This is a genomic window from Streptomyces sp. ITFR-21, from assembly GCF_031844685.1.
GTDB lineage: Bacteria > Actinomycetota > Actinomycetes > Streptomycetales > Streptomycetaceae > Actinacidiphila.
Genome location: NZ_CP134606.1, coordinates 108,510 through 120,783 on the forward strand (window position 1 = coordinate 108,510; position 12,274 = coordinate 120,783).

The window sequence follows — 12,274 nt, forward strand, 5'->3', positions numbered from 1 at the left end:
CGCTGGACCATCCCCCAGTCACCGATCTGCGCTGCGCGCACCATTCCAGGCCCTTGGGGGCCTTCCATTGATCAGTGCCTCCTGGATACCTGTGGTTGCCCACCGTCGTGGCTGAGAACCCACCTGATGTCTGAACAGAAACCACAGGACGCGCGCGCGAGGAAGCAACGCAGCACCGCCAGGATCAGCCCGGCCGCGTTCAGGACGACGCAGTGAGGTGGTCCTCGTACCACGCTGCAAGGTGGGCGGGGTCCTGCGGGATGGACCTCACCAGGCGGCGCAGCGGCGCGCGCACGGGACGCAGATCCTGGCAGGCCAGGGCTGCCAGATCGGTAGAGCGCAGGGCGGCGACGCCGGCGAGGTGTCGCTCTTCGAAGGTGTGGGGACCGGTGAGTCGGTCGGCTGCGGCGAGGTAGCGGGTGACGAACGGGTCGAGGGCCGTCCGGTGGGCGGCCAGATGACGAAGGTAGGCGCTGCTGTCGACTGGGGCTCCGTTGGCCTCTTCCACGGGGTGGGGCGAGGACAGCTCGAACCAGTCGCTGACGTGAGCCGTCAGGGAGCGGGGGTAGTCGTTCGGGTCATCGGGAGAGGTCGGGTCGATCTGCCAGTGCCCGTCGGCCGCTCCCTGGGCGGAGTCCACCCGCTGGCCCAGCTGCGCGAGGACACTGGCGAAGGCAGCGAAGCCAAGGACGTAGTCGGCTCCGGCGAGGACGGTACGGATCGTGGGCTCGGCCGGAACGGGAGCAGGCAGCAGGAGGCGCTGCTTGCGGTGCTCGCGCTGGAAGGGCAGGCAGACGGATGCCTCGATCGCGGCGTGCTCGGCCAGCAGAACCGCGGCGGCCTGTGACGGCGCTGCCTCGCGCTCCCACTCCACCGTGTCCTCCTCGCCGGCGAGGTCGGTCAGGCCGAGGCTTTCCAGATGTACGCGGTAGACGCCGGTGCCGCTGGCGGTGAGCTCCAGTGTGCCGTCCCGGCCGGGCAGCGGCCGGGTGGAGCGGGCGCCCAGGAGGTCGTCGCAGGTCCAGGAGGGCCGGGTTCTGGGGCGGGTGGCGGCGGCGAGGGCCCAGTCGAGCAGGTGGACGAGTTCGTCCTGGCCGGCGCACAACAGGCGGGAGTCGTCCGGTGATCCGCCGAGGGTGTGCGCGCCGATGCGTACGAGGTCGGCGTCGGGGAGGTCGGTGACCTCCTCCGCGCCGGGCGGGATGCACGGGTCGGCGCCGTGGACGGAGCCCTCCGGGTAGGTGCGGCAGCTGCCCGCCCAGCCGCCGGCGTCGTACAGGCTGGCGTGCGCGGGGTCGGCGAGGATCCGGGCAGCGACGGCCAGGGCGTGCTCGGCGGCCTGCACGAGGACGGGGTCGGGGCGGTTGCCGGCCAGGTGGCACAAGGCCAGGGCGGCGTGGTCGTGCGCCGCGACGGACGGTTCCACCGCGGTGACGATGTCGAGTACGGCGGCATGGGGGTCAGCCGGGCCCTGGGCGGGGATCCGGCCGGCGGGCCACAGGGCCAGGGGCAGGGAGCGCGAGGTCCACAACGGCAGGACGGTGGGAGTGCCCTCGCATGCCTCGATCAGGTGGAGGCTGCCGAGGTGTCGGGTGGTGAACAGGTTGACGTGGCCGTTTCGTGCGAGGGCATCGACCAGGCGGATGCGGCGCAGCGTGGCGGAGAGGTGGTCGGCGATCCCCGCGAGGTCCGTTTCCTGAGATGCTGCCCGCTCCGCTTCGTCGACGATCACGGGAATCCAGTGCGGCATCAGGCTGGCGTGGTCGGCCGACCGTTGAGCGAGTGCCTGACGCCAGGTCGTCTCGTCGATGCCCTCCAGCGAAAGCGTCATCCCGGCCAGGGTCAGGACGATGCCGTCACGGTGCGGCGCCCAGCGCAGGCCTGCGACGCCTGGGCCTTCCGACCGGTACGCGAGCGCGTCGATCCAACGGGGCAACTGGGAGGGGGCGATGCGCACGACCAGTTCCGTGGGGCGCGGGGTGAGGCTGCGGATGCCGAGCGGGCCGCCGGTGAGCGTGGAGCGATGACGGCCATAGGCGTGCATGAGGGCGTGGAGGATCTGGGCTTCGCCGCAGGCCTGTTCGGCCGTTGCCGTGGGGATGAGGCGTTGAAGGTCAGCGAGTTCGGCCAGCTCGATCCGCGCGGTCTCCTCGGTCTCGCCGGTGGCCATCTGGCGCAGCGCGGTCGGCGGAAGCGCCGCATCGGTGGAACGCAGGCCCCACTGCTGGCGAGGCGTATACGGCGTCAGGGTGAGGGTCACGGCAGCTCCCAGGGTGATTTCCGTCTGTCACCTGCTACAGGTGTGCGAGGAGCACGCGGTGTGACAGCGGGAGCGCACGAGTTTCCGGGTGGGTGAAGCGGGAGGATTCGAGTGGCCACCGGCGAGGGTCTGCCGGTGGGGGCGAACTGGTTGCGAACCCGCCGTACGCGCGGATCGACGGCACCGAGCGCCTGGAGACCGGGCGGGGAACCGCCGGGGCGGTGCCGGAGGGATCGAAGCATGTGCCGCACGGGGTCCTTACCGGCGCCGCCACCAGCGTCGGTCCGGGCGGAACGGTTCGGACTGCTCCGGCTCATACGGCGGAGCGATGCGATCCGGTTCCAGGCCCACCTTGTCCGGATGCACACAGGCCGGCATTCGGTCCGCGGTGTAGCGGTGGCCGTCCTGCGGGTCGAACGGGCAGTCTCTGCTGGGCCGGTCGAAGACCACAAAGCCCGCTCGGGGAAGCCGTAGCGCCGGACAGATGCCGCAGCAACGGTGGTCCCCATCCGGATCGATGAAGGGCCCCTCCATGCCGTCGCCTCTCAGACGCGGGTCGCGGCCAGGATCGGTTCGGCCCGTGGCGCGCCCGCGGCGGTGCGCCTGAGCTGTTCCGGCTTCCCCACGGGGCCTGCGACGCCCGATCGTGCGGTCACCAGGACAGCTTGGGGAGCGGCCGCTGGGCCAGCTCTACGGTGTCGGCGACGGCGAGGATGCGCGCCGCCGTCTGCTCGCCGACCGCCTCGGCAAGGATCTCCGGACTGGGGGCGATCAGGATCCACGACCGGTTGGGCAGAACGATGAGGGAGGCGATCGCCTCGGCGAGCGCGCCGGCTTCCAGGGCCATCATCGCCTGTACGTCGACGGAATCGGGAGCGAGCGGTCCTTTGGCCTCACGGACCAGGTCGACCGACACGGTCACGTCGTCGACCACCGTCACCGCGGTGGTGTTCGCGATGACACGCGGGTCGTACGTCCGCTTCAGCTCGCTGGCGCCGTGGACCGTGATCTCGTGGCTGTTGTAGCCGGCCGCGAGCAGACGGCGTACTGCTGCGTAGGCGGTGTGGGTCTTCCCTGACCAGTGCGGACCGAGCAGCAGGAGCCGGGCAGGTGCACCGGACAGGACAGTAGAGCACCACTGCTCGATGGCCGGATGGTCGGTTTCGGCGTCCTGGAACAGGGCTGGGACGATGTCGGGGCGGGTCATCGCACCAGCGTATGCGCCGGCTCCGGGGCCGCGTGCCTTACCGGTCAGCCGCGGCAGCAGGTGGTGCGAAGGGGAGAACGAGTCAGTCGTCGGGCGGGGTTGCGTACGACGGGGGTGTCGGCTGGAGCCCTCTTCCGCCGAGCACCCCTGTCCTCTACGGTAAGTAGCCGAACAAACCCCCCACCGTGTTGGTCGAAGTTCCGGGAGCACTCCTTGGTAGACCGTCGCCGGCTTCTCTCCCTCGGCACCGGAGTCGGGATTGCCTCGTTCCTTCCCGGACCCGCCTTCGCTGCCGCCCCGGATCTGGCCCGGCTTGGGCAGGAACTCGCGGCCGGACGGTCTGAGTTCCAGGCCGCCCGTTACACCGCCCTTGCTCGCCGTCTGCCCACTCTCCAGTTCGCTGCAGCGACCGCCCTGAGGCAGTCGACGGGTTCAGCGCGACGCTCGGCGAGCGCCGTCCTCGCGCGGGTGCACATCCTCGCCAGCGAGCTCAGCGTCAAGGCCGGTGATAGCGAGACCGCTTGGTCACATGCCCAAGAAGCCCTCGCAGCGGCCGGGGTCTGCGGAGATCCTGCCGTTCTCGCCGATGCCACCCGGATCTGTGCGACCCCGCTACGCAGGCAGGGCCGCGCTGGTGATGCGGTGCTGCTGCTCGAAGGCACTCTCCGCCGGCTTGACGCCGAATCACCCCGAGCCACGCCCGTGGTCTTGACGGCTGCGGGCTCGCTGGCGCTCTCCGCGGCGTACTCGGCCGCGCTCGCCGGGCAGAAGGCGACGGCGCTGGAACTGGTCGAACGAGCCCAGGACGCAGCCGACCGTCTGGTTACCCCTGCCCGGCGCCGTTCGGGCGAACTGTCCTCGCAGCAGGTCCAGCTGTACCAGGTCGGGGTGCATCATCTTCTCGGACAGGATCGGACGGCCGTCCGCATCGCCCGGCAGATCGACCCCCGGGCCCTGCCGACACCCGAACGTCGGGCGAGACTCGCCACGGACACCGCTCGTGCACTGGTCGCTCTCGACGCGCACGACGAAGCGTTCACGGCACTGCTCTCGATCGAGGCGGCCGCGCCCGAGGATGCGGGCCGACCGTCGGTGCGTGCTCTGACCAGCGAACTCCTCACGCGCCGACCAGCGTTGCCAGGGCTTCGTGACTTCGCCGTCCGGACGCACGCCGTCTCCGTGTGACAAGGAGGCACCTTTCATGACCGGCTGACGACCGGCGTGGTCCGGACGACACGCCGGCTCGCGCTGCCGGCCGCCGCAGGGGGCAGTTCGGTGACGATCTCACGGACCTTGCTGGAGGTGAGGACCGCGGTGATCAGCGCTGTGGCCGGCCAGAGCGCGAGACCAGCGGTCAGCGTTGCGGAAGCGGCGAGGCCTGCGTGGTTGGCGGCGAGCAGCAGGGCGGCGGTGTGGAGGGCGCCGGCGGTGGCGGCGAGGTCGGCGTGGGGGGCGGAGCGGTGCAGGACGTGCTGGACGGTCCGGCGTACTGCGGTGGAGCAGATGACGAGTGTGGGACCGCCCAGGACGGCGGTGGCCAGTGCGACCCACCACATTGACGGATGCTCGGCGAGGAGGCCGACGGATGTGCCGAGGGCGATCAGCAGCATGGTGAACAAGCCGGCTGTGGTGATGCGCAGTTCTCCCGCGCGGGCCTCCTGGGGGGCGCCGTGCGGGCGGAAGGCACTGAGGAGCAGGCCTGCGAGCATGCCCAGCGCGAGTGGCCACGGACCGGGCATCGGGGTGGTCCAGGCGAGCTCGCCGGCGATGGCCGCGCCGGTCACCGTGCCCGCCCACAGCGCGGTGACGCGTGAGCGCGCACCGCGGCGGGGAGCCGCGGGGGTGTCCAGAACGGTGGGCGCCGGCGGCACACGATGCGCAGCAACGGTCGGCAGGGCGGCGAGCTCGGTGCGCAGCCGGGAGAGCCGCTTCAAGGTCTCGGCGGCCGTCGGGCGGGCAGCCGGGTCCTTGTCCAGGAGCTCTAGGACCAGGCGGTCAAGTTCGTGGGGGACGCCGGGGCGCAGGGCGGACGGGCGGACGGGGGTGTCGTGGACGTGCTGGTGGAGTAGTTGCCAGCCGGAGCCGGTGAAGGGGGCTGCGCCGGTGAGGAGTTCGTGGATCAGGCAGCCCAACGAGTACATGTCGCTGGCTGCGCCCAGGTCTGTGTCGCCGCGGGCCTGCTCGGGGGACATGTACGCGGGCGTGCCGATGACGGCGCCGGCGACGGTCAGGGTGTGGTGGCTGGTGATGCGGGTGAGACGGGCGATGCCGAAATCGCACAGCATCGCGGAGCCGTGATTGATGAGGATGTTGGACGGCTTGACGTCGCGGTGGACGATCCCGGCCTGGTGGGCGGCGTGCAGGGCGTGGCTGATCTGAGCGGTCCAGGTCAGGGTGTCCGTGAGGGGAAGCGGGCCGGTGATGAGCGCGTTCAGGGGCGGGCCGTCGACGAGGTCCATGGCGAGGAAAAGGGCCCGCCGACCGCCGAGGTCGGCGGCGCCGTGGTCCCGGACGGCGACGACGTGCGGGTGGGAGAGGTGCGCGGCGACACCTGCCTCCCGACGGAAGGCGGCTTCGCGGACGGTGTCGCCTTCCCCCAGGATGATGATCTTGAGAGCGACGTCGTGGCCGTGGTGGAGGTCTTCGGCGCGCCACACCTCGCCCATGCCTCCGCTGCCGAGGGCTTCCTCCAGCCGGTAGCGGCTGGCGATGGTCGTGCCGCGCATCGCTCCTCCTGCCCTGCGTTCTCGTTCGGTGTCCCGGGCCGGGCGCCCGCGACACCGCATGGGCGCGGGCGCGCCCATGCGGTGTCGCGGAGCATACGTAAACGCTGCGCAGCCGCCCGGTCGCGCCGGCCAGCCGGCTGCCCTCCCCCGGCGTTCTGAGCTTCGTCGAGGCTCCGGGCATCGTGGCCCGGACGTGCTCGGTTTCCGTCGCGGAACCGACGCGGGACAATGCGGATGCCATCAGCACCAAGCACGAGGGACGGGTCCGGTGAGCCGACGACCGCGCAACGGCGTAGCGCAAGAGCCGGTGGTGAACGGACTGCAGGCGAAGATCACCGACGATGAGACGGCCGGCCCGGACAGGTTCGCGCTTGAGTGCCCGGAGTGCGGTGAGCTGAGCCGGCATCGCTTCGTGCTGCTCGCGAGGAGGGCGTTCGAGGAGCATGCCGACGAGGCGCATCCGGCCGTGGAGAGCCCGCTGGATCAGATCCGTACCCTCGTCGACCTGGCCGAGTCCGAGCCGGGGACCTGGGAGTGCGAACTCGGCCCGGACACCTACCTGGTGCGCCAGCGTGGTGAGGGCCGGTACGAGGTGGAGGTGGTCGGACGCCGTGCTGTGATTGATGCCGAACTCGTCACGCTGGACGATGTACGGATCGTCATTGGTGGTCGTGCTCGGCTGGTGAGCCCCGCTCTGGCGACTGCCGCCACCATTCAGCTGCGCCACGGCACCCCTGCCGTCGCCGTACCTCTGGAGTGACTCGTCCGCGGCGCCGGAAAACGATGATCAGACCAGGAGAAAGGCGAATGGGGCCCGGCTGGTGCCGGGCCCCATTCTTCTCGTAGCGGGGACAGGATTTGAACCTGCGACCTCTGGGTTATGAGCCCAGCGAGCTACCGAGCTGCTCCACCCCGCGTCGGTGGTGCCACTCTACACAGTGGCCCGCGGGGCGGTGCGCCATGTGGCTGTCAGCCGCGGACGATGTTCTCGGCCTGGGGACCCTTCTGGCCCTGGGTGACGTCGAAGGTGACCGGCTCGCCCTCGTTCAGCTCCCGGTATCCGTTGCCGGAGATGTTGGAGTAGTGGGCGAAGACGTCCGGTCCGCCGCCGTCCTGGGCGATGAATCCGAAGCCCTTTTCGGCGTTGAACCACTTCACGGTGCCGCTGGCCATGCTGCTGTCCTTCGATATCGCCGGGACGCCCCGGCTGGTCTGTGGGCAGTGCCATCCGTTGCGGGACGGCACCTGGCGTCCGTTCTACCCCGCCGACAGCGCGGTTATCCGACTTTCGCGCCGGCCGCAGCGTGCCGCGCTGTGCCGGAGTCCGGCCCGCGGCGTCTGCTGCGCGCGGAGCGGGCCGCTACTGGCCCTTGGCGGCTTCCTTCAGCTTCGAGCCGGCGGAGACCTTGACGCTGTAGCCCGCAGGGATCTCGAGCGGCTCGCCGGTCTGGGGGTTGCGTGCCGTACGGGCGGCGCGGTGAGTGCGCTCGAAGCTGAGTGCCTGTTTTCGATCCTCGGTCCCGCGGGCGGGTGCTTCTGGGAAGATGGGGTCATGACTCCGGAGGAAGCCCGTCAGGTGGCGCGTCGGTTGCAGGACGACGTTTTGGTCGCCGAGGCCGAGTCGGTCGCCGAGGGCTGGCAGTTCCTGACAGTCGACGGGCTCGCGGTCGAGGATCAGCCCGGCATGGACCTGTATGACCAGGTCATCGCCGTGTTCCGGGAGGTTGTTGGGACCGGACGTCAAGGACGCCACTTTGGGACGTCGTCCGGTCTGACCTTCGGCATTCGCGGGGTGGACGCCGAAGACTGCGTCCGGACGTTGCGCGAGCGCCTGGACGCTCTCAACCCGCCCAGCTTCCCGGGCGGGCGGCAGTGGACGTTGCGCGAAGGCATGCGGTAGGAGTTGGTGAAGGCGGTATGCGCCGCCTTCAGTCCCGGTCGGCCTCGCGGGATGCTGGCTGGCCGGACCTCTTGGACTGCCTGCGGGTGATTCTCCTGGTCATGAGGGTGATCGCAGCCCAGGTGATCAGCGACTCGGAGTGCTGGATGAGGCGTTCGTAGTCCCGGGCGTGCCGGCGGGCGTGCATGACCCAGGCGTGCGAGCGTTCGACGACCCAGCGGCGGGGCAGGACGACGAATCCGGGGATGTTCTTCGGGCGGCTGACGGTCTTGATCGTCAGGTTCAGATAGGCCTTCGCCCAGGTCACGAGCTGTCCCGCGTAGGCGGAGTCGGCCCAGACGATGGTGATCTCGGGGTGCATCAGCCGCAGCCTGAACAGCACTTCCTTGGCCGCGTTGCGGTCGGTCATGTCGGCCGGGGTGACCATCACGAACAGCGGCAGGCCCTTGGTGTCCACGACCAGGTGCCGTTTGCGGCCGTTGATTTTCTTGCCGGCGTCGTAGCCGCGGGAGTCCTTCCCCACGGTGTCGGCGGCCTTGACCGACTGGGAGTCGATGACCGTGGCCACCGCCCCGGGTGCCCGGCCCATCTCGCGGCGGATCCGCTTGCGGAGCTGGTCACGGATCTGCCCGACGACGCCGGCAGCCGCCCAGCGGGCCATAAACCCGTAACACGTGCGCCAGGGCGGGAAGTCCTTGGGCAGTGCCCGCCACTTGCAGCCGGTATCGACCACGTAGCGGATCGCATCGACGATCTCCCGGCGAGGGTGCTTCTCCGGCCGCCCGCCGGTTCGGGTTTCGCAGGCCGGCACCGGCAGCAGCGGTTCGATCAGCGCCCACTCGTCATCCCAGGTGTCCGAGGGGTAGCAGCGTCGCCGCGGCAACAGTCTCCCTCCCCCCGGCCAGGTGTCCGGACCGCCGGGCCCGGGGGGAGGCCGACGGTCCGAACCGGTCATGCGTCGGTGAAGTCGGCGATGACGTCCAACGTCGACTCGACCGAGTTGAGCTGGGTGTTCAAGTGCTTGATCCACCGGCCCTTGGGCTGCAGGGCGGCGTGCGGGGCCACGGTCCCGGTGATGAAGCGGCGGATCTCGGTGAGCTTGCCGCGGATGACGGCGATCTCGTAAGACTGAAGCGCGGCGGAGTCGGCGGTGAACTGGTAGCCGTCCTTCATCGTCCAGATCAGCGGCGGCCAGCCACGTTCGGCGATGGTGTCCCGCAGGCAGGCCAGGCCCGCACGGGCCTGGTGGGGCGACAGCTCGCTGGATCTGACCAGCTGGGCGAAGGTCAGACCGGCCGGACGGGCTTCGAAGAGCACGAACCGGACGGTGTCGGCGTGTCGCTGGGCGGCCGCCGATCGGCGCTCAGAGGCGCGCGGCACGACGGTTACTCGCCTTGCAGAAGCCGGGCCAGCTCGCCGTCGACATCGACCTTCCCGGTGTCGACGGCGGTCTCGATCCAGTCCAGCGTCGCCCGCACCCTGGCGACATTCTCGTGGACCAGGACGCGCTCGTCGTCACCGAGCTGCCGGTCGCGCAGCCCCGGGACGACCCGGCCGGCCGCCGCGACGAACGCTGATGGGGCTCCTTGAAAATCCCCACCCCCTGCTCGGGGGTGACCCCGCACCTGCTCAGTGGAGCTCCCCACCCACAGGCCATCTGACCTGCGAACGGGCGCCGCAAGGGAGGGGCCGCCCGATAGCCAGCCAGGTCCAGGGGCGGGTCGGACTGTCCAGGGTGGCCGAAGGCCAGCACGGAGCGCCGCCGCAGGCGCCCTTGACCGGCCGGCACGGCCCGCACACTCCACGAGCGGGCGGCCCCGGCCGACAACGCGCGCCACGCTCGCTGAAACTCCCCACTCAGTTGAACGCCGGAGCGAGTGGGGCGACGAGTAGCCCTGGCCGTTTTCAGAGAGCCTCATCAACGCATGGCAGGCGGTGACCAGGTCCAGGAACTCCACCGACCGGTCGATGTTCTTCACCGCAGGCGCGACGGGGCTGGTGTCCTCGAAGTGCTCGCGGGCCTGCCGGCCCCGCTCGACCTGGGCATGGTTGACCTGGTGCCGGGCGGTGTCGTCCGACATCGCCCGGAACGCGACGTCCGGGCGCCGCAGCAGACCGGTGGTCACCGTCGCCGCGACATGGTCGTCCCGGGTCAGCTCCTCCACGACCCGGACCTTGTCCTCCTGCCTGACCTGGGCCACCACCGCAGGACGCCGCAGCAGGTCGCTGGTGACGGTGGCGGCGACCTCTTCGTCCCTGGCCAGGGTGTGGATCGCGCTGATCTTCTCCTGGGGCGTGACCGGGTGCTCGACCTGCTGGCCGACCCTCCGCTTGGCGCCGTCCGAGGTCCACCGGCCCTTGTCGCCCGGCGGGTCGAGGACTGCGGCGTACCGCTCTTCGTCGTCCGCAATCCCCGCCAAGACCTTGTGGACGTGGAAGGACACGTCCCTCTGCCGGTGTTCCTTCGGCCAGCGCGATGCCGTCCAGCGGGCGTCCCGCACCGCCGAGTACGGAAGGCCGATGTCATCGGCCAGGCGCAGGAGCGACGCTCTGACCGAGAACAGGCCGTCGGCCTGCTCCTGGCCGCCGCGGTCGCGCATCGGCTCGATCTCCAGCGCGTAGTCGCCGGTCAGGAACTTGCCACGGGTCTGGTTCTCCACCACGTCACGCAGTTCGGCCACGATCTGTGCATAGCGGCTGGCACTGACGCTGCCGACCTTGTCGGTGTCCATGATCTCTTCGGGCATGGCATTCACCACCCACGCGGGCCGGGGCAGGGCCCCTCGGCCGTGACAAGACTCGGCCCGCATCCGGTTCCGAGAGTCAGACCGAAAATACGGAGATCACAATGAACGACCGCAATTGACCGGATTCTGATCGAAAGAGGGATTCGCATGCGTTCGCGTTACGGTCACTGTGACCGATCGCCGAACGTTTCCTTCCGTGCCCGCCAGGCCCTCGTGACGCACCGTCGAGAGCAGTAGACGGCGTTCGAGCGCCGGTCCACCCCCGCGATCCAGCTGGCGCCGCACCCCGGGCACTCAACCCGGCCGGCGCCGGTCAACTCCGCCGCCACCCGCTTGCGCAAACGGGCCTCACGACGCCACTGCCTGGAACGACAGGCCGCCGAGCAGAACACCGCACGTGGCCGAGCATCCGGCCGCAACCGTCCACCACAGCCCTCACAGACCCGCTCCGCAGCCCGCCCAACGTCCTCGAACACCCAGCCAGCTTAGATCCCAAGGCTACGCAAAACCCGGGATCGAAAACAGGCACTGAGGAAGCCGGGGATGGTCACCTTCTCGTCTCCCTTGGCGACGATCTCGCCGACCGTCTCCGCGAGGGCGGTCAGGACGGCGTCGGCGTCCTTGCGGGTCACCTCGGTGCGTTCCGCCAGCGCAGCGACCAGTTCAGTACGGTTCATGCGGTTTTTCTCCGTATCTTTCGATCGTCCCGACCGCGTCGCGTTCCGGGACAGGTCGGTCAATCCTGTCATCGAGCACTGACAGTGCTCGACGTGGGCCGTGGGGACCAGGCACACGGCCGGGCGATCCCAGGGTGCTGACGGCGCGCGGAGCGGCCGCGACTCGGCTGGCTGGGGCCTGGTCGAGGCCGACTCTCGACGATGGGGAGATAGTGCCGAAGGCATCGAGGTCGATGCCGGCGGGCGGCGTGGTCGACGAGAACCGAGGACGATGACCTCATGACCGACACACCTCTCCACGACGTCGTATGGGACGTTCAGACCAGGCGCGGCACCGTGTGGATCTCCGTGGCGAGCGGCAGGGCTCAGGCCGCCGACGGCGTCGCCCTCGCACTGGGTGCCTTTGCAGCCCACCTGATGACGGTGGACCACGACCGAGATCTGGACGACCGCCGCGTCTTGGTGCAGGAACCCGACGGCCTCTCCGTCCGCCTCCTTGCGCAGCTCACGGAGGATGACCTGGAGCGGCACCTCAGGGCAGCCGGCTACGACACCCGACGCGACGAGGCGCCGTTGGCTGCGTTCTTTCCGCAGGTCGTTCACGATGCTCTGCCCCCAGCGCTCCAATCCGAGCTTCGACGCGTGGGCCCCCCGCGCCCGACGTACTCCCCTGGAGAATTGGTGTGACGCAGAAGGACAACTGCTCAGCTTGGCCTACCTCCTAAGCATGGGTCTGAGGCGGTCCTTCGTAAGATCG

11 protein-coding genes, 1 tRNA gene and 1 pseudogene are annotated in these 12,274 nt (G+C 70.0%); 3 read left to right on the forward strand and 10 right to left on the reverse strand.

Annotated features, from left to right (window positions below; genetic code table 11):
* Positions 1–199 precede the first annotated feature (199 nt).
* Positions 200–2,260 (reverse strand): hypothetical protein, encoded by a 2,061-nt coding sequence (locus tag RLT57_RS31205; protein WP_311301029.1) that lies wholly within the window; start codon positions 2,258–2,260, stop codon positions 200–202.
* 652 nt (positions 2,261–2,912) lie between these two features.
* On the reverse strand, positions 2,913–3,467 hold the full coding sequence (locus RLT57_RS31210; protein ID WP_311301030.1) for a hypothetical protein: 555 nt from the start codon (positions 3,465–3,467) through the stop codon (positions 2,913–2,915).
* Between the two features lie 468 nt (positions 3,468–3,935).
* Here RLT57_RS31210 and RLT57_RS31215 point away from each other — a divergent pair, with 468 nt between their 5' ends.
* Complete coding sequence (locus tag RLT57_RS31215; protein ID WP_311301031.1) at positions 3,936–4,652, forward strand: transcriptional regulator; 717 nt, start codon at positions 3,936–3,938, stop codon at positions 4,650–4,652.
* Between the two features lie 14 nt (positions 4,653–4,666).
* Here the strand turns inward: RLT57_RS31215 and RLT57_RS31220 are convergent, their stop codons facing one another.
* Positions 4,667–6,193 carry a serine/threonine-protein kinase gene (locus RLT57_RS31220; protein WP_311301032.1) on the reverse strand — a complete coding sequence of 509 codons (1,527 nt, stop codon included), beginning with the start codon at positions 6,191–6,193 and terminating at the stop codon, positions 4,667–4,669.
* Between the two features lie 310 nt (positions 6,194–6,503).
* Between RLT57_RS31220 and RLT57_RS31225 the strand changes: the two genes are divergently transcribed.
* Entirely contained in the window at positions 6,504–6,953 is a 450-nt protein-coding gene (locus tag RLT57_RS31225; RefSeq protein ID WP_311301033.1) for a hypothetical protein, read from the forward strand.
* Positions 6,954–7,036: 83 nt separating this feature from the next.
* Here the strand turns inward: RLT57_RS31225 and RLT57_RS31230 are convergent.
* The 7 genes and pseudogenes from RLT57_RS31230 to RLT57_RS31265 form a co-directional block, all read right to left on the reverse strand.
* Positions 7,037–7,110, reverse strand: a tRNA-Met gene (locus RLT57_RS31230).
* A gap of 52 nt (positions 7,111–7,162) precedes the next feature.
* The gene (locus RLT57_RS31235; protein ID WP_311301034.1) at positions 7,163–7,366 is read right to left on the reverse strand and encodes a cold-shock protein; all 204 of its coding nucleotides are present in this window, start codon (positions 7,364–7,366) and stop codon (positions 7,163–7,165) included.
* A gap of 187 nt (positions 7,367–7,553) precedes the next feature.
* Positions 7,554–7,691 (reverse strand): annotated as a pseudogene (locus RLT57_RS31240) (HU family DNA-binding protein); the annotation flags it as partial.
* Positions 7,692–8,121: 430 nt separating this feature from the next.
* Positions 8,122–8,976 (reverse strand): IS5 family transposase, encoded by an 855-nt coding sequence (locus tag RLT57_RS31245; RefSeq protein WP_311301035.1) that lies wholly within the window; start codon positions 8,974–8,976, stop codon positions 8,122–8,124.
* Positions 8,977–9,044: 68 nt separating this feature from the next.
* Entirely contained in the window at positions 9,045–9,473 is a 429-nt protein-coding gene (locus RLT57_RS31250; RefSeq protein WP_311301036.1) for a RacP protein, read from the reverse strand.
* Between the two features lie 5 nt (positions 9,474–9,478).
* Positions 9,479–10,840 carry a DUF6192 family protein gene (locus RLT57_RS33645; RefSeq protein WP_399130033.1) on the reverse strand — a complete coding sequence of 454 codons (1,362 nt, stop codon included), beginning with the start codon at positions 10,838–10,840 and terminating at the stop codon, positions 9,479–9,481.
* 485 nt (positions 10,841–11,325) lie between these two features.
* Entirely contained in the window at positions 11,326–11,517 is a 192-nt protein-coding gene (locus RLT57_RS31265) for an HU family DNA-binding protein (RefSeq protein WP_311301037.1), read from the reverse strand.
* 279 nt (positions 11,518–11,796) lie between these two features.
* On the opposite strand from RLT57_RS31265, the gene RLT57_RS31270 reads away from it, so the two are divergent.
* Positions 11,797–12,204, forward strand: coding sequence for a hypothetical protein (locus tag RLT57_RS31270; RefSeq protein WP_311301038.1), 408 nt, complete (start codon positions 11,797–11,799; stop codon positions 12,202–12,204).
* Positions 12,205–12,274: the final 70 nt, after the last annotated feature.